Annotated in this window: 23 protein-coding genes; 18 read left to right on the top strand and 5 right to left on the bottom strand. The window is 71.5% G+C overall.

Annotated elements, in window-relative coordinates:
- Nucleotides 1-39: 39 nt before the first annotated feature.
- The 5 genes from thrS to AB0C36_RS24535 all read left to right on the top strand — a co-directional run bounded on the left by thrS (nucleotide 40) and on the right by AB0C36_RS24535 (nucleotide 5,307).
- Nucleotides 40-2,019 (top strand): threonine--tRNA ligase, encoded by a 1,980-nt coding sequence (gene thrS / locus AB0C36_RS24555; protein ID WP_358357458.1) that lies wholly within the window; start codon nucleotides 40-42, stop codon nucleotides 2,017-2,019.
- 147 nt (nucleotides 2,020-2,166) lie between these two features.
- Nucleotides 2,167-2,745, top strand: a complete 579-nt coding sequence (locus AB0C36_RS24550) for a TetR/AcrR family transcriptional regulator (RefSeq protein WP_358357456.1) — start codon at nucleotides 2,167-2,169, stop codon at nucleotides 2,743-2,745.
- Between the two features lie 82 nt (nucleotides 2,746-2,827).
- Complete coding sequence (locus tag AB0C36_RS24545) at nucleotides 2,828-3,589, top strand: SDR family NAD(P)-dependent oxidoreductase (protein ID WP_358357453.1); 762 nt, start codon at nucleotides 2,828-2,830, stop codon at nucleotides 3,587-3,589.
- 680 nt (nucleotides 3,590-4,269) lie between these two features.
- Nucleotides 4,270-4,818, top strand: a complete 549-nt coding sequence (locus AB0C36_RS24540; RefSeq protein ID WP_358357452.1) for an HIT family protein — start codon at nucleotides 4,270-4,272, stop codon at nucleotides 4,816-4,818.
- An 87-nt stretch (nucleotides 4,819-4,905) separates the two neighbouring features.
- Nucleotides 4,906-5,307, top strand: a complete 402-nt coding sequence (locus AB0C36_RS24535; protein WP_358357450.1) for a thiol-disulfide oxidoreductase DCC family protein — start codon at nucleotides 4,906-4,908, stop codon at nucleotides 5,305-5,307.
- On the opposite strand, the gene AB0C36_RS24530 is transcribed toward AB0C36_RS24535, so the two are convergent.
- Together AB0C36_RS24530 and AB0C36_RS24525 are read right to left on the bottom strand one after the other, a co-directional pair.
- Entirely contained in the window at nucleotides 5,277-6,242 is a 966-nt protein-coding gene (locus AB0C36_RS24530; protein ID WP_358357447.1) for an HTTM domain-containing protein, read from the bottom strand. The two genes, AB0C36_RS24535 and AB0C36_RS24530, sit on opposite strands and share 31 nt — an antisense overlap.
- Nucleotides 6,239-6,700, bottom strand: coding sequence for a hypothetical protein (locus tag AB0C36_RS24525; protein ID WP_358357445.1), 462 nt, complete (start codon nucleotides 6,698-6,700; stop codon nucleotides 6,239-6,241). The genes AB0C36_RS24530 and AB0C36_RS24525 overlap by 4 nt, the downstream gene beginning before the upstream one ends.
- Nucleotides 6,701-6,968: 268 nt before the next feature.
- On the opposite strand from AB0C36_RS24525, the gene AB0C36_RS24520 reads away from it, so the two are divergent.
- Entirely contained in the window at nucleotides 6,969-8,213 is a 1,245-nt protein-coding gene (locus AB0C36_RS24520) for a hypothetical protein (RefSeq protein WP_358357442.1), read from the top strand.
- 107 nt (nucleotides 8,214-8,320) lie between these two features.
- Here AB0C36_RS24520 and AB0C36_RS24515 read toward each other — a convergent pair whose 3' ends face one another.
- A complete protein-coding gene (locus tag AB0C36_RS24515; protein WP_358357439.1) occupies nucleotides 8,321-10,483 on the bottom strand; it encodes an elongation factor G-like protein EF-G2 in 2,163 nt (720 codons plus the stop codon).
- A 426-nt stretch (nucleotides 10,484-10,909) separates the two neighbouring features.
- On the opposite strand from AB0C36_RS24515, the gene pgsA reads away from it, so the two are divergent.
- The 8 genes from pgsA (at nucleotide 10,910) to AB0C36_RS24475 (ending at nucleotide 17,839) form a co-directional block, all read left to right on the top strand.
- Nucleotides 10,910-11,563 (top strand): phosphatidylinositol phosphate synthase, encoded by a 654-nt coding sequence (pgsA, locus tag AB0C36_RS24510; protein ID WP_358357437.1) that lies wholly within the window; start codon nucleotides 10,910-10,912, stop codon nucleotides 11,561-11,563.
- Nucleotides 11,560-12,519, top strand: a complete 960-nt coding sequence (locus AB0C36_RS24505) for a phosphatidylinositol mannoside acyltransferase (RefSeq protein ID WP_358357436.1) — start codon at nucleotides 11,560-11,562, stop codon at nucleotides 12,517-12,519. The genes pgsA and AB0C36_RS24505 overlap by 4 nt, the downstream gene beginning before the upstream one ends.
- Nucleotides 12,516-13,649, top strand: a complete 1,134-nt coding sequence (locus tag AB0C36_RS24500) for a glycosyltransferase family 4 protein (RefSeq protein WP_358357434.1) — start codon at nucleotides 12,516-12,518, stop codon at nucleotides 13,647-13,649. The genes AB0C36_RS24505 and AB0C36_RS24500 overlap by 4 nt, the downstream gene beginning before the upstream one ends.
- Before the next feature lie 94 nt (nucleotides 13,650-13,743).
- Nucleotides 13,744-14,418 carry a histone deacetylase gene (locus tag AB0C36_RS24495; RefSeq protein WP_358357433.1) on the top strand — a complete coding sequence of 225 codons (675 nt, stop codon included), beginning with the start codon at nucleotides 13,744-13,746 and terminating at the stop codon, nucleotides 14,416-14,418.
- A gap of 97 nt (nucleotides 14,419-14,515) precedes the next feature.
- A complete protein-coding gene (locus AB0C36_RS24490; RefSeq protein WP_358357430.1) occupies nucleotides 14,516-15,061 on the top strand; it encodes a hypothetical protein in 546 nt (181 codons plus the stop codon).
- Nucleotides 15,062-15,235: 174 nt separating this feature from the next.
- Nucleotides 15,236-16,159: a pyridoxal 5'-phosphate synthase lyase subunit PdxS gene (gene pdxS / locus AB0C36_RS24485; RefSeq protein WP_358357428.1), complete on the top strand. Its 924-nt coding sequence runs from the start codon at nucleotides 15,236-15,238 to the stop codon at nucleotides 16,157-16,159.
- A gap of 242 nt (nucleotides 16,160-16,401) precedes the next feature.
- Nucleotides 16,402-17,007, top strand: a complete 606-nt coding sequence (gene pdxT, locus AB0C36_RS24480; RefSeq protein WP_358357425.1) for a pyridoxal 5'-phosphate synthase glutaminase subunit PdxT — start codon at nucleotides 16,402-16,404, stop codon at nucleotides 17,005-17,007.
- Nucleotides 17,008-17,086: 79 nt separating this feature from the next.
- The gene (locus tag AB0C36_RS24475) at nucleotides 17,087-17,839 is read left to right on the top strand and encodes a YebC/PmpR family DNA-binding transcriptional regulator (RefSeq protein WP_358357422.1); all 753 of its coding nucleotides are present in this window, start codon (nucleotides 17,087-17,089) and stop codon (nucleotides 17,837-17,839) included.
- Nucleotides 17,840-17,942: 103 nt separating this feature from the next.
- Here the strand turns inward: AB0C36_RS24475 and AB0C36_RS24470 are convergent, their stop codons facing one another.
- Together AB0C36_RS24470 and AB0C36_RS24465 are read right to left on the bottom strand one after the other, a co-directional pair.
- Nucleotides 17,943-19,220, bottom strand: a complete 1,278-nt coding sequence (locus AB0C36_RS24470) for a mannosyltransferase family protein (RefSeq protein WP_358357420.1) — start codon at nucleotides 19,218-19,220, stop codon at nucleotides 17,943-17,945.
- 361 nt (nucleotides 19,221-19,581) lie between these two features.
- Nucleotides 19,582-20,076 carry a group III truncated hemoglobin gene (locus AB0C36_RS24465; protein ID WP_358357418.1) on the bottom strand — a complete coding sequence of 165 codons (495 nt, stop codon included), beginning with the start codon at nucleotides 20,074-20,076 and terminating at the stop codon, nucleotides 19,582-19,584.
- Between the two features lie 155 nt (nucleotides 20,077-20,231).
- Here AB0C36_RS24465 and ruvC point away from each other — a divergent pair, with 155 nt between their 5' ends.
- The 4 genes from ruvC to yajC all read left to right on the top strand — a co-directional run bounded on the left by ruvC (nucleotide 20,232) and on the right by yajC (nucleotide 23,321).
- Nucleotides 20,232-20,780: a crossover junction endodeoxyribonuclease RuvC gene (ruvC, locus tag AB0C36_RS24460; protein WP_358357415.1), complete on the top strand. Its 549-nt coding sequence runs from the start codon at nucleotides 20,232-20,234 to the stop codon at nucleotides 20,778-20,780.
- A 4-nt stretch (nucleotides 20,781-20,784) separates the two neighbouring features.
- The gene (gene ruvA / locus AB0C36_RS24455; protein ID WP_358357413.1) at nucleotides 20,785-21,405 is read left to right on the top strand and encodes a Holliday junction branch migration protein RuvA; all 621 of its coding nucleotides are present in this window, start codon (nucleotides 20,785-20,787) and stop codon (nucleotides 21,403-21,405) included.
- 244 nt (nucleotides 21,406-21,649) lie between these two features.
- Entirely contained in the window at nucleotides 21,650-22,753 is a 1,104-nt protein-coding gene (gene ruvB / locus AB0C36_RS24450; RefSeq protein ID WP_358357411.1) for a Holliday junction branch migration DNA helicase RuvB, read from the top strand.
- A gap of 139 nt (nucleotides 22,754-22,892) precedes the next feature.
- Entirely contained in the window at nucleotides 22,893-23,321 is a 429-nt protein-coding gene (yajC, locus tag AB0C36_RS24445) for a preprotein translocase subunit YajC (protein ID WP_358357408.1), read from the top strand.
- The last annotated feature ends 108 nt before the right edge of the window (nucleotides 23,322-23,429 follow it).

The raw sequence follows: 23,429 nt of genomic DNA, 5'->3' as shown, positions 1-23,429 counted from the left end.
GCATCGGAGCACCAATCACCCCCATGTCAGGAGATGGCCGTGTCCGACGCCCGAGTGATCATCAAACGCGACCCGGAGCGGGAAGAGCGCTTGGTGGCCACGGGCACGACGGCCGCCGACCTCTTCGACGGCGACCGTTCGGTGGTGGCCGCTCGTGTGGGCGGTCAGCTCAAGGACCTCGCGTACGTCGTGGCGGACGGCGACGAGGTCGAGCCCGTCCCGATGGACTCCGAGGACGGCCTGAACATCCTGCGGCACTCCACCGCGCACGTGATGGCGCAGGCCGTGCAGGAGCTCTTCCCCGAGGCGAAGCTCGGCATCGGCCCGCCCATCAAGGACGGCTTCTACTACGACTTCGACGTCGAGACCCCGTTCCACCCCGACGACCTCAAGCGCATCGAGAAGAAGATGCAGGAGATCATCAAGCGCGGCCAGTTGTTCTCGCGCCGCGTGGTCGCCGACGAGGAGGCGCGCGCCGAACTGGCCGGGGAGCCGTACAAGCTGGAGCTGATCGGGCTCAAGGGGTCCGACGCGACCAGCGACGACGGCGCGAACGTCGAGGTGGGCGGCGGCGAGCTGACCATCTACGACAACCTCGACGCGAAGACCGGCGAGCTGTGCTGGAAGGACCTGTGCCGCGGCCCGCACCTGCCGACGACGCGCAACATCCCGGCGTTCAAGCTGATGCGCTCGGCGGCGGCGTACTGGCGCGGCAGCGAGAAGAACAAGCAGCTCCAGCGCCTGTACGGCACCGCGTGGCCGAGCCGCGACGCGCTCAAGGCGCACCTGACCTTCCTGGAGGAGGCCGAGAAGCGGGACCACCGCAAGCTCGGCAGCGAGCTGGACCTCTTCTCGATCCCCGAGGAGATCGGGTCGGGCCTGGCGGTCTTCCACCCCAAGGGCGGCATCATCCGCCGTGTGATGGAGGACTACTCGCGCCGCCGCCACGAGGAGGCCGGCTACGAGTTCGTCTACACGCCGCACGCGACCAAGGGGAAGCTGTTCGAGCTCTCCGGGCACCTGGACTGGTACGCCGACGGCATGTACCCGCCCATGCAGCTCGACGAGGGCATCGACTACTACCTCAAGCCGATGAACTGCCCGATGCACAACCTGATCTACCGGGCGCGCGGCCGTTCCTACCGTGAACTCCCCATGCGGCTCTTCGAGTTCGGCACGGTGTACCGGTACGAGAAGTCGGGTGTCGTGCACGGCCTCACACGCGCGCGGGGCTTCACGCAGGACGACGCGCACATCTACTGCACCAAGGAGCAGATGGCCGGCGAGCTGGACTCGCTGCTCACCTTCGTGCTGAACCTGCTGCGCGACTACGGCCTCGACGACTTCTACCTCGAGCTCTCGACCAAGGACCCGGAGAAGTACATCGGGTCGGACGAGGACTGGGAGGAGGCCACCGAGACGCTGCGCGCCGCCGCCGAGAAGCAGAACCTCGACCTGGTGCTCGACCCGGGTGGCGCGGCGTTCTACGGCCCGAAGATCTCGGTGCAGACGAAGGACGCGATCGGGCGCACCTGGCAGATGTCGACCATCCAGGTCGACTTCCAGCTGCCCCAGCGCTTCGACCTGGAGTACCAGGGCGCGGACGGCAACCGGGCCCGCCCGGTCATGATCCACCGCGCGCTGTTCGGCTCGATCGAGCGGTTCTTCGCGGTGCTGCTGGAGCACTACGCGGGCGCGTTCCCGGCGTGGCTGGCGCCGGTGCAGGTCGTCGGGATCCCGATCACCGACGCGCACATCCCGTACCTCCAGGAGGTCGCGGCGAAGCTGCGCGCGAAGGGCATCCGCGTCGAGATCGACACGGCGGACGACCGCATGCAGAAGAAGATCCGCAACGCGCAGAAGGCGAAGGTGCCGTACATGCTGCTGGCGGGCGACGAGGACGCCTCCAACGGCGCCGTGTCCTTCCGCTACCGCAACGGCGAGCAGAAGAACGGCATCCCGGTCGACGAGGCGGTCGCCGAGATCGTGAAGGCGGTCGAGGAGCGGGTGCAGGTCTGAGCAACCGGCGGCAGGCTCCCCGACGGGCGCCTGCCGCCGCGGTGCATTGTGCGGGGTCGGACACCACTGGGTGTCCGGCCCCGCAGCCGTCTGCCTGGACGGCCTTCTTTCTTGACCAAGCGTTCTGGATACGGATAGGTTTCCGGCATGGCGAGGACCAAGGAGTTCGACCCGGACGCGGTGTTGCAGCGGGCCCTGGAGCTGTTCTGGCAAAAGGGGTACGAGGCGACGTCGATGGCCGATCTGGTCGAGCATCTGGGCATCGCCCGGGCGAGCATCTACGCGACGTACGGCGGCAAGCGGGACCTGTACGCCAAGGCGCTGGACCGCTACCTGGAGAACGGCATCGACTTCGTGGGCCTGATGTCGCAGCCCGGCCCGGTGCTGCCAGCGATCCGCGCGCTGGTCGGGCGGTTCGCCGAGGAGGCCGGCCGGGACACCGCGAAACGCGGCTGCTTCCTGGTGAACACGGCTGTCGAGATGAGCGCGCACGATGCCGGGCTGGCCCACAAGGTCGCCTCGACGTGGGACGTCATCGAGGCCGCGCTGCTGTCCGGGCTCACCCGCGCGCAGGCGCAGGGCGAGATCCCGCCGGACCGCGATCCGCGCGCGATCGCCCGGTTCCTGCTCACGGTGCTCCAGGGCATGCGCGTGATGGGGAAGGCCAGTGCCGACCCCGCGCGAATGCGGGCGACCGCGGAGCAGACCCTTTCGGTGCTCGTCTGACCCGTACACGTTTCCGGCGTGGTCCGTCGGGCTGTTTTTGTGTCCGAATACCAGATCGATCGTTCTTGAATAAGGAGTCGTCATGTCCGCTCGATTCACCGGCAAGGTCGCCGTCGTCACCGGCGGAGGCAGCGGCATCGGCCGTGCCACCGCGATCGCGCTGGCCGAGGAGGGCGCCGCGGTCGTCGTGGCCGGCCGTACCGCCGCCGAACTCGCCGACACCGTGGCGCTCGTGGAGAAGGCCGGCGGCACCGCGACCGCGGTCGTCGCCGACGTGACGCGCGAGGACGACGTCGCACGCCTGGTCGCCACCGCCGTCGAACGCCACGGGCGTCTCGACGTGGCCGTCAACAACGCGGGTGTCTTCGGTCCGGCCGGCCCGCTCGCCGAACTCGACACCGACGCGTTCCGGCACGTGCTCGACGTCAACGTGACCGGCGCCTTCCTCTCGATGAAGCACGAGATCGCGCACATGCGCCGCAACGGCGGGGGCACGATCGTCAACGTCGCGTCGAACATCGGCAACCACGTGCGCCTGCCAGGCGTTTCGGCGTACGCGGCATCCAAGAGCGCGGTCAGCGTCCTGACGCGCGCCGCCGCGCTCGATCACATCGGGGAGGGCGTACGCATCAACGCGGTCAGCCCCGGCGCCAACGACGGACCGATGTCGTCGCTGCCCGGCGAGACCCCGGAACAGCGCGACGCCCGCATCACGCCGCGCATCCCGCTCGGCCGGGTCGGCGCGATGCACGAGGTCACCGGCACGATCCTGTGGCTCGCGTCGGACGAAGCGGGGTTCGCGGTCGGCACCGACGTGGTCGTCGACGGCGGCGCGAGCGCCTGAGAGGGCGTGGCGGCCGGCTCCGCGCCGACCCCGTTGAGCACCACGGTTCCGGACTCGTGGTGCAGGTAGACGGCGGAGTCCGAGCCCCGCACCCAGGTCCCGGAGGCCGGCACCAGGGCCGCGAGGGGCGCCGGGAGGACGGCGCCGGGCGCGGCGGCCGGCAGCCACGGGCCGGGCAGCGCGGACTCCACGTGCGCGGGGTCGGCGCGGACCACGGCGTAGTAGGCGAGGTCGGCGGGATCCGCCTTGCTGATGCGCCCGTACGCGGGGGAGCCCGGCACCTTGGTGCACCACGTCGCGGCCCGGATCGGGCCCAGCACCGGAAAGGCGGCGGCGAGGCCGCCGGGGTTGTCCGCGACCGGATCGCAGCGGTACAGGGCGTCGTCGGCGGCCTCGTCCTTCATGGCCCTCTCGGCCACGGCGGCGACGGAGTACGCGCCCACCGCGACGACCGCCAACGCTCCGAGCACTCCCACGGAAGCACGCAGCCGTCGACCTGTTCCCATCAACGCCCCCGAGCCCGCGACCGCACTGCGCCAACGGGGACGAGTATGCCGTGCCCGGCCCCGCGCCACCTCGGTGGACCGGTCCGCGCGGGCACTTGCGCGCGCTCCGGACCAGTGTGGCGTCGGTCCACCCGTGCGCTGATCGCCGGGGCTCGGGGTCATAGGATTCCCATCATGACGAGCGAGCCGGAGCAGCAGACCGGGGTGGGCGAGCCGGACGCGTTTCAGCGTCTTTGGACCCCGCACCGCATGGCGTACATCAAGGGGGAGGGGAAGCCGACCGGCCCTGCGCCCGACGACGGGTGCCCGTTCTGCCAGATCCCCAAGATGGACGACGAGTCCGGCCTGATCGTGCGACGCGGCGAGGCCGTGTACGCGGTGCTCAACCTGTACCCGTACAACGGCGGCCACCTCATGGTCGTCCCTTACCGGCACGTCGCCGACTACACCGACCTCGACCCCGCGGAGACCCTCGAGCTCGGCGAGTTCACGAAGCGGGCGATGACCGCGCTGCGCAAGGCGTCCGGCGCGCAGGGGTTCAACATCGGCATGAACCAGGGCCACGTCGCGGGGGCCGGGATCGCCGCGCACCTGCACCAGCACCTCGTGCCGCGCTGGGGCGGCGACACGAACTTCATGCCCGTCGTCGGCCACACCCGTGTGCTGCCGCAACTGCTCGCCGAGACGCGGGCGATGGTCGCGGACGCGTGGCCGTCGGACTGAGCCGTCCCTGAACCGCCACCGAGCCGCCGACGAGCCGGACCCAGCGCGCTCGTCCGCGCCCGCCGCACCATTGATCCAGGAGGAACCATGACCACGCGACCGGTACTGGTGTTCGACGGTGACTGCGGCTTCTGCACGAAGTCCGTCGAGGCCATGGAGCGCTGGATCGACCCCGACATCGAGATCACCGCCTGGCAGTTCGCCGACCTCGGCGAGCTCGGCGTGACCGAGGAGCGGGCCATGCACGAGGTCCTGTGGGTCACGCCCACCGGCGACGTGTACGGGGGCGCCGAAGCGGTCGCCAAGTTGCTCGCGTACCGCCGGGGTGTGTGGACGGTGCCCGGCGCGGTGTTGCAGATCCCGCCGGTCAACCTGCTGGCGGAGAAGGCGTACCGGCTGATCGCCGACAACCGCTACAAGCTGCCCGGCGGGACGCCCGCCTGCGCGCTGCCCCCGGATCAGCGCCCGGGGGCCAGGACCGCCGCCTGAGCGTCCTCCCGGCGGCGGGAGCCGCGGAGTCCGGAGAGTCGCGTCCCGACCTTCTCCCAGGGCACGAACGCGGTCAGGCAGATGATCGTCGGGAGGAAGTGGATCCCGATGGAGAGCCACGTGGCCAGGTGGAAGCCGAGCCAGAAGACCAGTCCGGCGGCCAGCCACCAGCGCCGCAGGAACAGGATGACGGGGGCGCACAGCTCGGCGAGGAAGATCACCCACTGTCCGAAGCGCAGCAGTTCGGGGTGGTCCAGGAACCACTTGCCGAACGGAGTGCCGCGCCGCTCGATGGCCCAGTAGAACGTCGCCCCGCTCGCCCATCCCCAGCCCGCCTCGCGGATCTTGGCCCAGGCCGCGAGCGAGTACGTCGAGATCGCCGCGACCTGCATGCAGCGCAGCGTCCAGGCCGCCGCCTCGCTCGGGGTGTCGTCGCGGAAGCGTGCCTTCCCGGCGGTGGGGAGCACCCATACGGCGATGACGATCGCGAAGTGGTCGTGGTCGACCTTGCCGTAGCCCATGTTGATGAGCTGCCACCACGTGAACGCGCCGGCCACCACCAGGCCGAGCGAGCGGTGGAACCGGCCGGTCGCGGCGAGCGGCGCGGCGATGAGCAGGACCCATTGGAGCGTGTCGGCGATGCCCGTGGTCGGGGTGGGCAGGTGCAGCCAGCGCGCCACCATCGTGGGCTGGTAGAACTCGGCGGGCAGCGCGGCGGTGCCCTTGACATCCTGCGTGATGACGAGGATGTCGTACGGCACGAACAGGTACACCAGGGCGCGCACCCACGCCAGGCGCGAGCCGGGCACCGGATCGAACCACCAGCGGCGGACCGCCTTCACCGCCCCGCGCACCGGCGAACCGCCGCCGCGTGCGCCGACCGGCTCGGGCACCGCCTCGGCGGCGGGAGGCGGTCCGGAGGTCTGCGTGCTCATGTGACCTTCCAATCCGCCAACTGCTCGGTGACGACGTGGTCCTTCGCGCCGTCCCGCAGCACCGTGCGGTCGCGCATGACGTAGATGTGCACGTAGTGCGGAGTGTCGGGGTGCAGGCGGCGCTGGGTGTCGGCGAGGTTCTGGAGCAGCGAGGGGTCGGCCATGATCTTGAAGAGCTGGCCCTCCAGCTCGGCCCGTCCCATGCCCGCGCCGTTGCGCGACATCGGCACCTTGACGCGCGTGCCCGCGTCGGTGTCGGCCTCCAGGTAGTGCGAGTCGATGTTGCCGTTCGGGTCGGTGCGGAACGCGAACATCGACATCGGGGCGAACGGGAACTGGTCGTCGTTGCCCAGCAGGCTGCCGTGCACGATCAGCGCGATGCCCAGCGCCGCGGCGACGGCACGCCACCAGCGCTGGAACGCGGACAACGACTTCGCCTCGGCGGGCGCTGAAGTCACTGTTCCCCCGTGGGAGTTCGGTCGGCACGGCCGGTCGTCGAAACTACGGGCCCGCCCTCGTACGGAGGTGGGCGGCCTCGCCAACTGTACCTACCGCGTATGCGTATGGGCGGTCGGCCATCCACAAACGGGCGTACACGCCACGCAGCTCGGCCGAAGGCGTTCGTACACTGATCACATCAGTCTTGCCCGCCGACCCGAGCCGCGGCGACGGGGCGCGGAAGGGCGGCGGCGGATGTGGCGCGGAGTTCGGTGGATCGCTTTCGCGGTGGCCTTCGCCATGGCCTGCGGCGGCGTCGTGGCGGCCCTCGCGGCGAGCCCCGCCGAGAAGCCCGTGCCACGGCTCCTCCAGGGCGGCGTGGCCGCCGATCCCGGGGCCCCCGGCGGTAGGCGCTCGTTGCCTGCCGACACGGCGCCGACGCCGCCGGACGCCGCCGAGACCGAGTGGCTGGCCGCAGGGTGGGTGCCCGGCGGTGACGCGTACCGCGGCATGGCCGAGCGCGCACTGCTCGACCTGCGCCTGCTGACCTCACCCGACGGCACCGTCGCGGCGGCATGGCACCCGGTCTGGGACTACATGTGGCCGCGAGACGCCGCCTGGGTGGCCGCGGCCTACTCCGCGACCGGGCACGGCGACAACGCCCTGACCGTGCTGCGCAGGCTCGCCGCCCTGCAGAACCCGCAGGGCACCTGGGAGGCCCGCTACCGGCTGGACGGCGGGCACGTCGGAGACGGCCGCGACGCCCAACTCGACGGCAACGGATGGGTGCCGTGGGCCGTGTGGTTCTGGTACTCCCACCAGGATCCGGCCGACCCCGCCACAGCCGCCGCGCTGGACGAGCTGTGGCCCGCCGTCGCCAAGGCCGCGGACCGCGCGGCCGCCGCACTGCGCGGCAACGGCCTGCCGCCCGCAGGCCCGGACTACTGGGAGACCCGCACCGACCAGGTGACGCTGGGCACTGCCGCCCCGCTGCTGGCCGGTCTGCGCGGTGCCGCCGCGTTGGCCGCCGCCCGCGGCGACGGGACGGCGGCCGAGCGGTGGTCGCAGGCCTCACGGCGGCTCGACGAGGCGATACGCACCGAGTTCGGGCCGTACGGCTACCCGCGCACCGCCGACGCGGGCAGCGGCGCGGACACCGCGGTCACCTGGCTCGGCCCGCCCTTCGCCGCGCCGTCCGCGGACGTGGCGGCCGCGGTGCGCGGTGCCGAGAGCGAACTCACCCTCGCCAACGGCGGCATCCTGCCCGGCGGCGACTGGGGCGGGCGAAAGGACGTGGCCTGGACCCCGGAGACGGCGTCATTCGCGCTGTTCGACGCGGCGTCCGGGCGGCGCGAGGCCGCCGACCAGCGCCTGGCGTGGCTCGACCGGCACCGCACCGCACGGGGCTCGCTGCCCGAGAAGGTCGACCCGGACGGCCGTCCGGCGTCCGTCGCCCCGCTGGCGTGGACGGCAGCCGCCGTGGTCCTGGCCCTGACGGCACAGGAGACCCCGCTGCCGGTTCCGCCACCCTGACCGGTTCCGTATGAGCAGCCGAGGCAGGGCCGCGCGACAACCGGACCGACCCGCGGACGAGCGGCGCGGCCGGAGACACCGTCGTACGCGCCCCCGGCCACGACGGCTCAGGACGACAACTCCGCCTTGACCTTGGCGGCGAGCTGGTGGGGCATCGGCTCGTGGCGGGCGTACGAGCGGCTGAACTGGCCGGTGCCGTGCGACAGCGAGCGCAGGTCAATGGCATACCGGCTGATCTCGATCTCGGGGATCTCGGCGCGCACCAACGTGCGGCCGGAGCCGACGGGTTCGGTGCCGACCACACGCCCCCGCCGGGAGGACAGGTCGCTCATCACCGCGCCGACATACTCGTCCGAGATGACGATCGACGTCTCGGAGACCGGCTCCAACAGGTGCACTTCGGTGGCCGCGGCGGCCTCGCGCAGCGCGAGCGACCCGGCCATCTGGAACGCCATGTCGGACGAGTCGACCGAGTGCGCCTTGCCGTCCACCAGGGTCACGCGCAGGTCGACGACGGGGTAGCCGGCCGCGACGCCGCGCGCCATCTGGGCGCGCACGCCCTTCTCTACGGACGGGATGAACTGCCGGGGCACCGAACCGCCGAACACCTTGTCGACGAACTCGAAGCCGCCTCCGTTGGGCAGCGGCTCCACCTCGATCTCGCACACCGCGAACTGGCCGTGCCCGCCGGACTGCTTCACGTGCCGGCCGCGCCCGTGCGCCTTGGCGGCGAACGTCTCGCGCAGCGACACCCGGTGCGGGATCGCGTCCACGGCGACGCCGTAGCGGACGCGCAGCCGGTCGAGGAGCACGTCGACGTGCGCCTCGCCCATGCACCACAGCACCAACTGCCGTGTGTCGGCGTTGTGTTCGAGGCGCAGCGTGGGGTCCTCGGCGACCAGCCGGGCCAGGCCCTGGGACAACTTGTCCTCGTCGGCCTTGCTGTGCGCCTGGATCGCGATGGGCAGCAGCGGGTCGGGCATCACCCACGGCTCCATCAGGAGCGGGTTGTCCTTGTCGGAGAGGGTGTCGCCGGTCTCCGCGCGCGTCAGCTTCGCGACCGCGACGACGTCGCCGGCGATGCCCCGGTTGAGCTGGCGCTGCGTCTTGCCGAGCGGGGACGACAGCGCGCCCACCCGCTCGTCGACGTCGTGGTCCTCGTGGCCGCGGTCGGCCAGTCCGTGCCCGGACACGTGCACGGTCATGTCGGGGCGCAGCGTGCCGGAGAACACGCGTACGAGGCTGATCCGGCCGACGTACGGGTCCGAGGTCGTCTTGACCACCTCGGCGACGAGCGGGCCCTCCGGGTCGCAGGTCAGCGGGTCGCGCGGCTTGCCCTCGGGCGTCGTCACCGCGGGCACCTCGTGCTCGGGCGGCGACGGGCACGCGCGGACGATGCCCTCCAGCAGCTCCACGGTGCCGAGGCCGTGGACCGTCGACGACGCCAGGATCGGATAGAACGAGCCGCGTGAGACGGCCAGCTCCAGGTCGGCGACCAGCGTCTCGACGTCGATCTCGTCGCCGCCGAGGTAGCGGTCCATGAGGGACTCGTCCTCGCTCTCCGCGATGACGGCCTCGATGAGCCGGTTGCGGGCCTCCTCGATCAGCGGCAGGTGCTCGGGGTCGGGGTCACGTGTCACCCGGGTCCCGGACGAGTAGTCGTACACCCGCTGGGTCAGCAGGCCCATCAGGCCGACCACCGACTCGTCGTCGCCGTGCAGCGGCAGGTAGAGCGGCAGCACGCGGTCCGAGTCGCCGTCGCCGAACACCCGCTGGCAGATCGCGGTCATCTCGTCGAAGTCGGCGCGCGGCGAGTCCAGCTTGGTGACGACGATGGCGCGCGGCATGCCGACCGCCGCGCACTCGTCCCACAGCATGCGGGTCGAACCGTCGACGCCGTCGGCAGCCGACACCACGAAGAGCGCCGCGTCGGCGGCGCGCAGGCCGGCCCGCAGGTCGCCGACGAAGTCCGCGTACCCCGGAGTGTCCAGGAGATTGATCTTGACGCCGTCGAACTCGACCGGCGCGAGCGACAAGGCCACCGAGCGGTGCTGCCGGTGCTCGATGTCCTCGAAGTCCGACACCGTGGTTCCGTCCTCGACGCGACCGGGGCGCGAGATGGTTCCGGTCGCCACGAGCAGGGACTCCACGAGCGTCGTCTTTCCGGCGCCCGTATGACCGACGAGTACGACGTTGCGCACCCTGTCGGGGCCGTCCACGGTAGGGCCTGCTCCTGCGGCCCCGGTTGAACCACCAGACCTGTCCGCCAATGCGCCCACCTCCTCCAAACGTCGTGGAGGCGCGGGAAAGGCCGGGAAGTCGGCCTCTCAAGTCCGCACATCCGGTTCCTCACGGGAAGCTTTCCGCCCAAAGCGGGGCGAGCACAAGAGCAGCGGCCGAACCAGTCACGACGGCCGCCGCGGACCCGCACGCCGATCGGACTTCAAGTCTCCGCCCGGAACCGGTCCGCAGCCAATACGGCGGGCCCGGCGACCCGCCTGCCGCCGATTCGGCGTGCGCCGGGGCCCACCCCGCGGCTGATTCGGGGGGCCGGGCGCCACGCGCGGACATCCGGGGGACATCCGAGTGTCGTCGCGTCAGTACGATGGCGTGACCGGGCGGGGTGCGGCGGAGGTCCTTCGGATCCCGCGGCCTCCGCGTTCCAGACGGTCCTCAGGCGATCCTTCGGGAAGGCGATGCTCAACAAATACGCACGCGCTTTCTTCACCCGCGTGCTCAATCCGTTCGCGAGCTTCCTCGTCCGCAAGGGGGTCAGCCCCGACACCGTCACTTTGCTCGGGACGCTCGGTGTGGTGGCGGGTGCTCTGGTGTTCTTCCCGTTCGGCCACTTCTTCGTCGGAACGCTGGTGATCACCGCGTTCATCTTCTCCGACCTGGTCGACGGCAACATGGCCCGGCAGATCGGCAAGTCGACGAAGTGGGGGGCCTTCCTCGACTCGACGCTCGACCGCGTCGCGGACGCCGCGATCTTCGGCGCGCTCGCGGTGTGGTTCGCGGGCGACGGCGACAACCTGCGGCTGGCCGTGCTGTGCGTGTTCTGCCTGGCGTCCGGGCAGGTCGTGTCGTACACGAAGGCGCGGGCCGAGAGCCTGGGCCTCAAGTGCGACGTCTCCGGGCTCGTGGAGCGCGCCGAGCGCCTGGTGGGCGTGCTGGTGGCGACCGGCTTGGCGGGGCTGGGAGTGCCGTACATCCAGGAGGTCGCGCTCTGGGCCATCGCGGTCGGCAGCTTCGTGACGATCTTCCAGCGCATGCTGGCGGTCCGCAAGGAGGCCGACGGCCTGGAGATGACGCGGCCCGGCGCCGCGCCGGAGGGCGGTGGCACGGCGTGAGGCAGCGCCTGGTCGACGCGGGGTACGGACTGGGCTGGTCGCTCGTCAAATGGCTGCCCGAGGCCGTCACGCGCCCGGTGTTCAACGCCGCCGCCGACGTGGTCTGGTACCGGCGCGGGGGCGGCATCGAGCAGTTCGAGGCGAACCTGCGCCGCGTGCTGCCGGACGCGAGCGACGAGGAGATCAAGAAGGTCTCGCGCGAGGGCATGCGCTCGTACCTGCGCTACTTCCAGGAGGCCTTCCGGCTCCCGGTGTGGGACGAGAAGACCGTGCTGGAGCGCATGACCATCGCGCACCTGGACCGCCTCGAGGAGGCATCCGCGCGCGGCAAGGGCGTCATCTTCGCGCTGCCCCACATGGGCAACTGGGACCTCGCCGGCGCGTCCATCACGGCACGCGGATACCCGTTCACCACGGTCGCCGAGCGCCTCAAGCCCGAGTCGCTGTACGAGCGGTTCCTCGAGTACCGACAGTCGCTCGGCATGGAGGTGCTGCCGCTGACCGGCGGCGACGGCAACATCTTCGGCGTGCTGGCCCGCCGCCTGCGCGAGGGGCGGCTGATCTGCCTGCTCGCGGACCGCGACCTGACGCGCAACGGCATCCCGGTGCAGTTCTTCGGTGAGCAGACGCGCATGCCGGCCGGGCCCGCGGCGCTGTCGATCCAGACGGGTGCGGCGCTGATCCCGGTGACGCTGGCCTACCGCCGGGTCGGCATCCACGCGACGCTGCACCCGGTGGTCGCGGTGCCGGAGGAAGGCGACCGCAAAAGCAAGATCGCCGCGATGACGCAGGGGGTCGCGGACGCCTTCGCCGCCGGGATCCGCAAGCACCCGCAGGACTGGCACATGCTGCAGCGCCTGTGGCTGTCCGACCTGGACGCGGAGCGCCTCGCGCGTATCGAGGGCGCCGTCGACGCCAACGGCAACGGCACCGCCCCGCAGCGGAGCGACGCGTGAGGATCGGCGTGGTCTGCCCCTACTCGTGGGACGTCCCCGGCGGGGTGCAGTACCACGTGCGCGACCTCGCCAACTGGCTCATCGCGCACGGCCACGACGTGTCGGTGCTCGCGCCCGCGGACGACGACACGCCGCTGCCGCCGTACGTCGTCGGCGCGGGCCGCGCGGTCCCGGTGCGCTACAACGGCTCGGTCGCGCGGCTGAACTTCGGCTTCCTGTCGGCCGCGCGCGTACGCCGGTGGATCCACGACGGCGGCTTCGACGTCCTGCACATCCACGAACCGGCCACGCCCAGCCTCTCGTTGCTGGCGTGCTGGGCGGCGTCGGGGCCGGTCGTCGCGACGTTCCACACGTCGAACCCGCGCTCGCGCGCGATGATCGCCGCGTACCCGATCCTGCAACCCGCCCTGGAGAAGATCAGCGCGCGCATCGCGGTGAGCGAGTACGCCCGCCGGACCCTGGTCGAACACCTCGGCGGCGACGCGGTCGTCATCCCCAACGGTGTCGAGGTGGCCTTCTTCGCCGACGCCGAGCCGGAGCCGTCCTGGCAGGGCACCGCCGACGCACCGACCCTCGGCTTCATCGGCCGCATCGACGAGCCGCGCAAGGGCCTCCCGGTCCTCCTGGACGCCTTCCCGCGCATCGCCGAGGCCTTCCCCGGGGCCCGCCTGCTCGTCGCCGGGCGCGGCGACACCGAGGAGGCCGCCGAAGGCCTGCCCGATTCCGTACGCGACCAGGTGACCTTTCTCGGCATGGTCAGCGACGCGGACAAGGCCCGGCTGCTGCGCAGCGTCGACGTCTACGTCGCCCCCAACACCGGCGGCGAGAGCTTCGGCATCATCCTCGTCGAGGCGATGTCGGCCGGCGCCCCGGTACTGGCGAGCGACCTCGACGCCTTCCGCCAGGTGCTGGACGGCGGACGCGCCGGCGAACTCTTCCCGGTGGAGGACTCCGCCGCCCTCGCCGACGCCGCGATCGGCCTCCTGCGCGACCCCGACCGCCGCGCCGGCCTCCGCGAGACGGGCCTGCGGCACGTCCGCCGCTACGACTGGGAGACCGTCGGCGCCGACATCCTCGGCGTCTACGAAACGGTCACCGCGGGTGCGGTGCTGCCCGGCCGCGCGGACTGACCCGGCACCCGTCCGCGGCCGTCCGCTCCGGTCGCCGCCGTTGCGTGCGGCGTACGGTGGACGAGAGGCCGCCGAGTCGCGGGAGGCAGATCGCGTGGGCAGGGGCAAACAGACCGCCGCGGGGCGGTCGGACCTCGTCTGGTACGCCGCGTACGGCTCCAACATGCACTTCGACCGGCTCGCCTACTACCTGTCCGGCGGGCGCCCGCCGGACGCGGCGCGCACGTACCCCGGCTGCCGGGACAGCGCACGCCCGCTCCGCACGGCACCGGTTTTCCTCCCGGGTCAGGTCGTGTTCGCCCTCGAATCGCACGCCTGGACAGGCGGGTTGGGGCTCTACGCGCCGGACGTCGGCGGATGGACGCCCGCGCGCGCGTACCTGATGAGCGCGGCGCAGTTCTCCGACGTCGCCGCCCAGGAGATGTACCGCGAGACGGGCTCGCACCTCGACCTCGGCCGCGTTCTGGCCGAGGGGCGCGCGACGTTCGGGCCGGGGCGCTACGAAACCCTGGCCTGCGCTGGGAACCTCCACGAACACCCCGTGCTCACCTTCACGTGTGCAAAGCCCCCTCGGGCGGCCGAACTCAACAGCCCGGCGCCCGACTACCTGCGCCATCTCGCGTCCGGACTCGCCGAGGCCCACGGCTGGGACGCCCGGCGCATCGCCGCCCATCTGGCCCGGCGCCCCGGTGCGGCGGGCCGCTGGCGCGCCGCCGACATCGCCGACCTGATCGGGTCGCCGGCCGCCGTCGCGCGCAACCACGCCTGAAAGTCCGGACGTTCGACCGCGCGTGCGCGCGCAGTGGATGCCGCGCGGGCGGGCCGTGGGGGGACGGGGGTGGCGGCCGGAGATAATGCTCGGTGTGATGACAGCCGTGTGGATCATCGTCGCCGTGATCGCGATCGGGATCTACCTCAGTTGGACCGCGGGGCGGCTGGACCGGCTGCACGCGCGGGTGGACTCCACGCGCGCCGCGCTCGACGCGCAGTTGGTGCGGCGGGCCTCGATCGCGCTGGAGATTGCGACGTCGGGGCTTCTGGACCCGGCCAGTTCGCTGGTGCTCGCGGGCGCCGCGCACGACGCGCGGGGTGCGGAGGAAGACGACCGCGAGATGGCGGAGAGCGAGCTGACCCGTGCGCTGCGGATCGTGTTCGAGGAGCCGGGGCAGGTCGAGGACCTGCGGGCGCGGCTCGGCGGCGACGAACTGGTGGGGGAGTTGCAGACCGCGGTGCGGCGGGTGCCGATGGCACGGCGCTTCCACAACGACGCGGTGCGGTCGGCGCGGGCGGTTCGTCGGCACCGGCTCGTGCGGTACCTGCGGCTCGCGGGTCATGCGCCGTACCCGGTGACGTTCGAGATGGACGACGAGGAACCGCCGACGCTGCTGCCGGGCGGGAGCGCGGCGACCTGAGCGCGGCCGCCCTGCGGTCGCCGGAACGGCCGTCGGTCGCGCGGCGGGCCGGAGTGGTACGCCGCGGGCATCGCAAAGTGGTCCGGTTTTTCGCCCCTCGAGTGGCGTGAGAAGGCAGTACCGATCACCCGTACGATGGATTCGTACCGTCATCCACGTCGTGTGAGGTCAAGCGTGTCCACCACCCCTGCAAACCCCGAGTCGTCCGGCAACGCCCCCAAGACCGGCACCGAACTGGTCAAGCGCGGCATGGCCGAGCAGCTCAAGGGCGGTGTGATCATGGACGTGGTCACGCCGGAGCAGGCCAAGATCGCCGAGGACGCCGGCGCGGTCGCCGTCATGGCCCTCGAGCGGGTCCCCGCCGACATCCGCAAGGACGGCGGCGTCTCCCGGATGTCCGACCCGGACATGATCGACGGCATCATCGAGGCCGTCTCGATCCCGGTCATGGCCAAGGCCCGCATCGGCCACTTCGTCGAGGCCCAGGTCCTGCAGTCGCTCGGCGTCGACTACATCGACGAGTCCGAGGTCCTGACGCCGGCCGACGAGGCCAACCACATCAACAAGTGGAAGTTCACGACGCCGTTCGTGTGCGGCGCCACCAACCTGGGCGAGGCGCTGCGCCGCATCGCCGAGGGCGCGGCCATGATCCGCTCCAAGGGCGAGGCCGGTACCGGCAACGTCGTCGAGGCGACCCGCCACATGCGCACCATCCTGGGCGACATCAAGAAGCTCGCCGCCCTGGACGAGGACGAGCTGTTCGTCGCCGCCAAGAACCTCCAGGCGCCGTACGCGCTGGTCAAGGAGGTCGCCGGGCTCGGCAAGCTCCCCGTGGTCATGTTCACCGCGGGCGGCATCGCCACGCCGGCCGACGCCGCGATGATGATGCAGCTCGGCGCCGAGGGCGTCTTCGTCGGCTCGGGCATCTTCAAGTCCGGCGACCCGGCCAAGCGCGCCAAGGCGATCGTCGACGCCACGATGCACTTCGAGGACCCGGACATCATCGCCAAGGTCTCGCGCGGCCTCGGCGAGGCGATGGTCGGCATCAACATCGACACCCTGCCGGAGAGCGAGCGGTACGCCGGCCGCGGCTGGTGACGCCCCCGCGCACGCGGCTGTAGCCGCACCCTCCGGGCCCGGTCGCCGTACGGCTGCCGGGCCCGGTCCCGTGCCGCACCCCGCGGATCCGCCCCCGGCCCCGCGCAGTCGCACGCACCGAACTTCAGCACCGAACTTCAGCACCGAACTTCAGCACCGAACTTCAGCACCGAACTCCAGCACCGAACTCCAGCACCGAACTCCAGCACCGAACTCCAGCACCGAACTTTCCCGAGGTCGCAGTGTCTTCACCCACCATCGGCGTACTCGCCATCCAGGGCGACGTGCGCGAGCACGCCGTCGCACTCGCCGAGTCCGGCGCGCTCGCCCGCCCGGTCCGCAAGGCCGAGGAGATCGCCGAGGTCGACGCGCTGGTGATCCCGGGTGGCGAGTCGACCACCATGTCCAAACTGGCCGTGTCCTTCGGCCTGTTGGCGCCGTTGCGCGAGCGCGTCAAGGCCGGCATGCCGGTGTACGGCTCGTGCGCCGGGATGATCATGCTGGCCGACAAGATCCTGGACGGCCGCGAGGACCAGGAGACCGTCGGCGGCATCGACATGACCGTGCGCCGCAACGCCTTCGGCCGGCAGAACCAGTCCTTCGAGGCCGACGTCGCGTTCGCGCACGCCCCGGGCGCGCCCGTGCACGGCGTGTTCATCCGCGCCCCGTGGGTCGAGTCGGTCGGCGCCGGGGTCGAGGTGCTCGCCACGCTCACCGCCGAGCTGCATGCCGGACGCATCGTCGCGGTCCGCCAGGGCAACCTGGTCGCCACCTCCTTCCACCCCGAGCTGACCGGTGACCGCCGGGTGCACGCGTACTTCGTGGACCTGGTCCGCGACGCGGTGTGACGCCGACGTCTCGGTAGGATCTTCCGCGTGGCCTTCGCGGCCGCGCGCATCAGCAGGTGACCTGAAGGAGTAGAGGCGGATGTCCGGCCACTCAAAGTGGGCGACCACCAAGCACAAAAAGGCCGTCGTCGACGCCAAGCGCGGAAAGCTCTTCGCCAAGCTCATCAAGAACATCGAGGTGGCGGCGCGGACCGGCGGCGGTGACATCTCCGGGAACCCGACGCTGTACGACGCCATCCAGAAGGCGAAGAAGAGCTCGGTCCCCAACGACAACATCGACCGCGCGGTCAAGCGCGGTTCCGGTGCCGAGGCCGGCGGCGCCGACTACCAGGCGATCACGTACGAGGGCTACGGCCCCAACGGCGTTGCGGTCCTCATCGAGTGCCTGACCGACAACCGCAACCGCGCGGCGTCGGACGTGCGCGTGGCGATGACCCGCAACGGCGGCTCGATGGCCGACCCGGGCTCCGTCTCGTACATGTTCACGCGCAAGGGCGTCGTGATCGTGCCGAAGAACGAGCTGACCGAGGACGACGTGCTCGGCGCGGTCCTGGACGCCGGCGCCGAGGAGGTCAACGACCTCGGCGAGGCCTTCGAGGTGGTCAGCGAGGCGTCCGACCTGGTCGGCGTGCGCACCGCGCTGCAGGAGGCGGGCATCGACTACGACTCCGCCGACGCGAACTTCCTGCCGAGCGTCACCGTCGAGCTCGACGAAGAGGGCGCGCGCAAGATCTTCCGGCTGATCGAGGCGCTGGAGGACTCCGACGACGTGCAGAACGTCTACGCGAACTTCGACGTGTCCGACGAGGTCATGGAGAAGATCGACGCCTGACCGCCGGCACCGCGCGGCGAGTGCCGGGCAGCGCCGTAGGCGAAGGGGGCCGACCGCACCGCGCGGTCGGCCCCCTCGCATGTGCGCGTGGCTGCGCGGCGGGTCAGGGGTTGGTGTTGACGACGTACAGCAGGTAGCTCACGTACCAGCCGGAGAACGCCGCTCCGGCCAGCAGTACGACGCCCGCGACCTTGCGCGGCCACCGGGCCATCAGCGCGGCGAGCGGCAGCGCGATGGTGAAGGCGGGCAGCATGAAGCGCGGCTTGGACTGGAAGAACCAGCCGTTGCTGGTGGTCAACGCGAGGAACATGACCAGGGCGCCGTACACGTGCACGGGCAGCGGCACCTTGCGGTTGCGGAACGACCACACCATCAGCGCGACCGACAGGATGATCACGAACGTGCACACGACGTAGATCGGCCTGCCCAGGTGGGTCAGGTACTTGTTCATCCACTGCACGGTGCTTATGCCGAAGTCGAACCGCAGGTTGAACGCCTTGTCCTGGATCCAGAACCACGCGTCCCAGCGCTTGCCGATGAAGCCGACCCACACGATGAACCCGAGCACGCCCAGCGGCGCGAGCACCGTCGCGACGACCGGACGCCGCGCCTCGGCACCCAGCAGCCCCACGCGCGTGCCGTCGTCCCGCCTGGTCAGCATCACCTGCAGCGCCGCCACGCCGAGTGCGGCGACCAGCGCGAACGCGGTGTTGCGGGTCAGCCCCGCGCACAGGCACAGGATGAGCGCCGCGGTCCACTGCCGCTTCACGATCGCCAGCAGTCCCCACGAGGCGAACGCCACGAACAGCGCCTCGGAGTAGACCATCGTCAGCACCATCGAGCCCGGGGCGACCGCCCACAGCAGCGCGAAGATCGTCGCGGTGCGGTGGCTGCCGGTCAGGTGCTTGCCGAGGGCGTACAGGCCCCACGCCGCGACCGCGCCGGACGCGAACGTCACGACCATGCCCGCGTTGAGGCTGTCGAGACCGGTGATGTTGGAGACCAGCCGCACCAGGTACGGGTAGCCGGGGAAGAACTCGACGTTGACCCAGTAAGGCTTGCCGGCCGGCGAGACCGGCAGCTTGTCGACGTAGCCGAAGTCGGCGATGTCGCGGAACCATTTGCCGTCCCACGAGCCCACCATCGACCAGAACGGCTTCTTCGCGGCGTGCGCCATCAGGGCGAGCACCACGAGGTTGACCGCGCGGGCGATGAGGTAGCCGATGATCGCGGGGAGTGCGGGGCGTACCGCCGTCACGAACCGCCTGCCCGACGCAACCGCCGCCGCCCGCGCCCGCTCCTTGAGGTCGGCGCCCCGGGAGGTCGGGTCAGCGGGCAGCTTGGCCGCGTCCGGGGCGACCGGAGTTGACGGTGACGGCATGAGGGCCCTTCTGCAAACTCGGGGTACTCGGGGTCGCCGGCCCTGCTACGCGGCCCGGCCAAGGCCACGCGGGCGCGGGACGCGCCGGGCGTGATCGACCGGACACAGCCTAGCGCCGCAGGTGGCAGCCCCGGCCCGGGTCCCGAGCGGTAACCGCCTGCCGGAGACCGATGGTGACGCACCCGTCACCTGGGTGTTATCCGCGCGCAGCCCGCTTCCCGGTTGGCCGGGGGCGGTGAGGCTGCCTCGGCCGCGGCCAAGTCCCGGAAAGTTGCCAAGCCCCTGAAAGCTGCTTGCTCCCCGCTGCGGCCGACCGTCGCAATTCGGCGCCGACGTACGTCCCGTCGCGTGCCGCGGGCGGTCAGCGGCGGGTGCTGAGGGGGAGTTCGGGGCGGCCGTCGGGGCCGTCGGCCCACGCGGCGGGGGAGTCGGCGATCTGCAGCCGCTTGCGCATCGCGGCGGCGACGCGGCCCGCCTGCGCCACGGCACGCCGCGTGGTCGGACCGCTGTGGCGTGCCTCCACCGCGTCCGTCCACAGGCGCATCCAGCGCTCGAAGTGCTCTGCGCTCAGGGGGAATTGCGTGTGCAGCGCGCGGTGCGGCTCCAGGGCGTTACCCCGGTACTCGCCGCTGCGCAGCAACGTCACTTCCCAGAAGTCCGCAAGCCGGGGGAGATGCGCTTCGAGGTCCATCTGCGCGACCTCGACGAAGATGTGGCCGAGGGCGTCGTCCGCGAACGCGGCGGCGTAGAAGTCCTCCAGCAGCAGGATGATGTCCTCGCGCGTCTCGATGTCGGGACGCCGAACCGCGGGGTCGTCGTGGGACACGGACTCGCCGTGGCGGGGCTGCGCTGGCATGGCCACCAGGGTATGCGGCGTGGCAGCGCCGCGACGAACCGATCCTTCGCTAGGCTCTCGATTGAGGCGAACAGATGTTCGCATGAGGCGTTCGGTCAGGCCCCGCGTGAGAGGTTCGCGCGAGGTGTTCGGGTGAGGCTGCCAGGGGAGTGCGCGTGCGGGTGTTCGGAGTCGACCCGGGGCTTACGCGCTGCGGGCTCGGGGTGGTGGAGGGCGGTGTGGGGAAGCCGCTTCGGCTGGTCGAGGCAGGAGCCGTACGTACGCCCGCCGACGCGGCCATCGACGCCCGCCTGCTGGGCGTCGAGCAGGGCATCGAGGAGTGGCTCGACCGGCACAAGCCCGACTGCGTCGCCGTCGAGCGCGTGTTCAGCCAGCACAACGTGCGTACCGTCATGGGTACCGCCCAGGCCTCCGCCGTCGCCATCGTCTGCGCGGCCCGCCGCGGCCTGCCGGTGACGTTGCACACGCCCAGCGAGGTCAAGGCCGCGGTCACCGGGAGCGGACGCGCGGACAAGGCGCAGATCGGCGCGATGGTCGCGCGCATCCTGCGCCTCGACTCGCCGCCCAAGCCCGCCGACGCCGCCGACGCGGTGGCCCTCGCCATCTGCCACATCTGGCGTGGCGGCGCGACGAACCGCCTCGCGGCCGCGGTGGCCGCGGCCCGCACACCTGCGCCGCGCCTGCCGCGCGGTACGCGAGGATGACCCCGTGATCGCCTTTGTCAGCGGCCCCGTCGCCGCGCTCGGTCCCGAACTGGCCGTCGTCGAAGTCGGCGGCGTCGGAATGGCCGTCCTGTGCACCCCCGCCACCCTCGCCGGCCTGCGCGTCGGGGAGCCCGCACGCCTGGCCACGAGCCTGGTCGTGCGCGAGGACTCCCTCACCCTGTACGGCTTCGCCGACGACGACGAGCGCTCGACCTTCGAACTGCTGCAGACCGCGAGCGGCGTCGGGCCGCGCCTCGCGCAGGCCATGCTCGCCGTGCACAGCCCGGACGCCCTGCGCGCGGCCGTGGCCGGCGGCGACGAGAAAGCGCTCACCGCCGTGCCCGGCATCGGCAAGAAGGGGGCGCAGAAGCTGCTCATCGAGCTCAAGGACCGGCTGGGCGCGCCGACGGGTGGCGCGGGGGCGGCCCGCATCGGGGCGCCCGTCTCGCTGTCGTGGCGCGACCAACTGCATGCGGCGCTGGTCGGCCTCGGTTATGCGACGCGTGAGGCCGACGAGGCGGTCGGGGCCGCGGCTCCGGAGGCCGAGGCGGTCGTCGCGGAGGGCGGGACCCCGGACGTGGGTGCGTTGCTGCGTACCGCGTTGCGCAGCCTCAACCGCCGGTGAAGAGGGTGTTCGCGGACATGGCGGTCAGTCGATATATCTGTGCGGACGGTGGTACGCACAGGCGTACGGACAGTCGGGCGCAAAGCCGTGCGTGTGTCCGGGCGGAAGGTCTTCGTGGCTCCTGCGTGAGCGGCGGGGACGGCACGACGTGTCCGTCGGGTGCGCAAGGATGGCGCTCGGGCACGCACGGCGACGGGAGCCTGCCCGCGCGACGCGACTTCAGGGGATTCAGGGGCGAGACGGCATGACGCACGATGGGGACCGCCTCGTCACCGCCGAGGCCGACGGCGATGACCAGGCCGTCGAGGCCGCGCTGCGCCCGCGCAGCCTCGACGAGTTCATCGGCCAGGAACGCGTGCGCGAGCAGCTGTCGCTCGTGCTGCGGGCGGCCAAGGCACGCGGCGGTACGCCCGACCACGTGCTGCTGTCCGGCCCGCCCGGGCTCGGCAAGACCACTCTGTCCATGATCATCGCGGCGGAGATGGGCGTACCGATCCGCATCACCTCGGGCCCGGCGATCCAGCACGCCGGCGACCTCGCGGCCATTCTCTCCTCGCTCGCCGAGGGCGAGGTGCTGTTCCTCGACGAGATCCACCGCATGTCGCGGCCCGCCGAGGAGATGCTGTACATGGCGATGGAGGACTTCCGCGTCGACATCATCGTCGGCAAGGGCCCCGGCGCCACCGCCATTCCCCTGGAACTGCCGCCGTTCACGCTCGTCGGCGCGACGACCCGGGCCGGCCTGCTGCCGCCGCCGCTGCGCGACCGGTTCGGCTTCACCGGCCACATGGACTTCTACGCGCCCGCCGAGCTGGAGCGCGTGCTGCACCGCTCGGCGCGACTGCTGGACGTGCCCATCCACGAGGACGGCGCCGCCGAGATCGCCGGCCGGTCGCGCGGGACGCCGCGTATCGCCAACCGCCTGCTGCGCCGCGTACGCGACTATGCCCAGGTCCGCGCCGACGGGGAGGTGACGCGCGAGGTGGCCGGGCTCGCCCTCGACGTCTACGAAGTCGACAAGTCAGGACTGGACCGGCTGGACCGGTCGGTGCTGCGCGCGCTGGTGACGCTGTTCGGCGGCGGCCCGGTGGGGCTGTCGACGCTCGCGGTCGCGGTCGGCGAGGAAACGGAGACCGTCGAGGAGGTGGCCGAGCCGTTCCTGGTGCGGAGTGGTCTGCTCGCCCGGACGCCGCGCGGCAGGGTGGCGACGGCCGCGGCGTGGACGCACCTGGGGCTCGTACCGCCGCAGAACACCGCGAGCGGACAGTCGGGGCGTACCGCTCAGCCGGGATTGTTCGGGGACGAAGGCCCCTCGGCCGGATCGGGCGGCGGCGCGGCGAACGGGTGACCGCCGGGAACGCCTGCGCCCCGCGATCGTTGTTCCTTGTGTATCCGTCCGTCTAGACTCCGCCGAGGCCACACGTCGGCCTTGATCAACGTCATGATCCGAGCCGCCGAGCGGCCCCGGAAAGGAACCGTTTCCAGCCGTGGACATCCTCAGCCTTCTGCCCATCCTGCTCATTTTCGTCGTGATCTATTTCTTCATGATCAAGCCGGCGAAGAAGCGCCAGCAGGAGGCAGCGCAGACGCAGAACTCGTTGCGCCCCGGGTCGGAGGTCCGTACGATCGCGGGTCTCTTCGCGACCGTCACCGAGGTCGAGGACGACTCCGTCATCCTGGAGATCGCCCCGGACGTCCACTGCCGCTACCTCAAGAGCGCGATCGCCGCGGTGCTGAGCACCGGCGAGGACGACGGCGACCACGACGATGACGAGGACGACCACGACGAGACTCCGGCGGGCGGTACGGACGGAGCGCAGGACGGCTCGGACGCCGACCCGATCGACCTCGGCAAGAAGCCGGGCAGCGGGGCGGCCAACGGTGACAACGGCGAACAGCCGCGTAGGGATGCCTAGTTCCTGAAATCGCGGTGAGGGCGGCGGCCCGCTGGGTCGTCGTCGGCAATACAGTCATGTCCAGGCCACGGATGCACCCGGATACGGGTCCGGGCGCTGTGCCGTGAT

This window comes from Streptodolium elevatio (assembly GCF_040649515.1).
In the GTDB taxonomy this organism is placed as follows: Bacteria; Actinomycetota; Actinomycetes; order Streptomycetales; family Streptomycetaceae; genus Yinghuangia; species Yinghuangia elevatio.
The sequence above is the reverse complement of the archived record's forward strand: the minus strand, read 5'-3'. Positions and strand labels throughout refer to the sequence as shown.

Excerpts from the sequence above, each read along its gene's own strand:
- AB0C36_RS24550 (WP_358357456.1), top strand. The coding sequence starts at position 2,167 with ATGGCGAGGACCAAGGAGTTCGACCCGGACGCGGTGTTGCAGCGGGCC.
- AB0C36_RS24545 (WP_358357453.1), top strand. The coding sequence starts at position 2,828 with ATGTCCGCTCGATTCACCGGCAAGGTCGCCGTCGTCACCGGCGGAGGC.
- AB0C36_RS24540 (WP_358357452.1), top strand. The coding sequence starts at position 4,270 with ATGACGAGCGAGCCGGAGCAGCAGACCGGGGTGGGCGAGCCGGACGCG.
- AB0C36_RS24535 (WP_358357450.1), top strand. The coding sequence starts at position 4,906 with ATGACCACGCGACCGGTACTGGTGTTCGACGGTGACTGCGGCTTCTGC.
- AB0C36_RS24530 (WP_358357447.1), bottom strand. The coding sequence starts at position 6,242 with ATGAGCACGCAGACCTCCGGACCGCCTCCCGCCGCCGAGGCGGTGCCC.
- pgsA (WP_358357437.1), top strand. The coding sequence starts at position 10,910 with ATGCTCAACAAATACGCACGCGCTTTCTTCACCCGCGTGCTCAATCCG.
- AB0C36_RS24490 (WP_358357430.1), top strand. The coding sequence starts at position 14,516 with ATGACAGCCGTGTGGATCATCGTCGCCGTGATCGCGATCGGGATCTAC.
- AB0C36_RS24475 (WP_358357422.1), top strand. The coding sequence starts at position 17,087 with ATGTCCGGCCACTCAAAGTGGGCGACCACCAAGCACAAAAAGGCCGTC.
- AB0C36_RS24470 (WP_358357420.1), bottom strand. The coding sequence starts at position 19,220 with ATGCCGTCACCGTCAACTCCGGTCGCCCCGGACGCGGCCAAGCTGCCC.
- AB0C36_RS24465 (WP_358357418.1), bottom strand. The coding sequence starts at position 20,076 with ATGCCAGCGCAGCCCCGCCACGGCGAGTCCGTGTCCCACGACGACCCC.
- ruvB (WP_358357411.1), top strand. The coding sequence starts at position 21,650 with ATGACGCACGATGGGGACCGCCTCGTCACCGCCGAGGCCGACGGCGAT.